The organism is Allobosea sp. FG18, assembly GCF_057809495.1.
In genome coordinates this window covers 1-1,188 of the sequence record NZ_JBMDKB010000083.1, presented here as the reverse complement: position 1 = coordinate 1,188, position 1,188 = coordinate 1, and the positions used below count along the sequence as shown (strand labels likewise).

General features: G+C 59.0%; 1 protein-coding gene. It reads right to left on the bottom strand.

The window, feature by feature from the left end:
* Positions 1-1,188 (bottom strand): DUF6538 domain-containing protein (locus tag ACODTJ_RS29160; protein WP_488851721.1); only part of this gene is annotated, 1,188 nt, incomplete at both ends.

Here is a 1,188-nt window from a genome sequence, read left to right as displayed (position 1 = left end):
TCTGATAATGTAGAGTGAAGCTCGATTTGCAGCATCCAGCGGTGCTTCACTTCTAGTGAGTAACCAACGCCGTATTTGTGACCGACGCCTTGGGTGGTCCAACCTCCGATCGCATCAACGATGTCGGCTGGACACTCAGCAGCGCGCAGTCGGTCGCGTAGACTATGCCGGAAAGAGTGGATGACGCAGCCTGCCGGTAGGCGACTGCGAAGCCAGTTGTTCAACGAGGCGCTCGCGGAATTGGCGCTCACATCAGTCAGCGTTGCGTACCTAGGAAACAACAGCCTGCTGTTTGTGACCGCGACGAGGCGCAGAGCCGCCGCGAGGGACGCACCGACAAGCGGGACTTCTCGGGTGCTGGAGGCGGTCTTCAACGAACGCCAAGGATGCGCCCGAACCATGATGTGCGGAGTGATACTGGAGAGCTTGAGGTCCGCTCTCTGTAACCCCAGAGCTTCCGCCAATCTCAGCCCGGTATCACTGATAAGCGCGATGAGAAGACGCTTGTCGTCGTCCATGTCCAGACAGGTCGCCTGCACGGATCGGATCACATTGTCGGGGACCGGGGGCCGGACAGTCCTGACCCCGACTTCTGGGAGAAAGGTGCGGGAGAACGGGTTGGGGCACGGCAAACCATGCTCGGAGATGGTTAGGTTCACCACCGCCCTCACGGTCGCGAAGACCCTCCTGATCGAACTGGTCGTTAGCTTCTTGGCGATGAGAAAGTCGCGGAATCTACCTGCATCGGAGCGCGTGAGTTCTACAACAACGGCGTCGCCGAGGCACTGAACGACATAGCCGAGGTTCCGATCGGTTGAAGTGTTGAACGCCTTGCCTCTCCCAACGCCTTTGAGGCGTCGATACAGAGCCCCGGCATCCGAGAGCCTGATCGAAGGCGCTGCGGGAACGATCCCGGCAATCACAGGGGAAAGCGACACGGCAGGGGCGCTGCGAAGCACTTTCTCCAGTCGCATCTGAGCCCAAACAACCTCCAACTGCGCAGAAAGCGCGCTGGCTGCTTTCCGGGCTTGGGGCAAAGACCGCGTGTGGAGGCAGGTGACGATTCGCGGCTTATCGAATCGATCGAGAAGTGACTTCGGAACCCGGCGGGAGAAGTAGAACACCCCGCATTTGGTGAAGGTATAAATCGCTTTTTGGTCTACCACACGGTACACTCTGAGCATGATC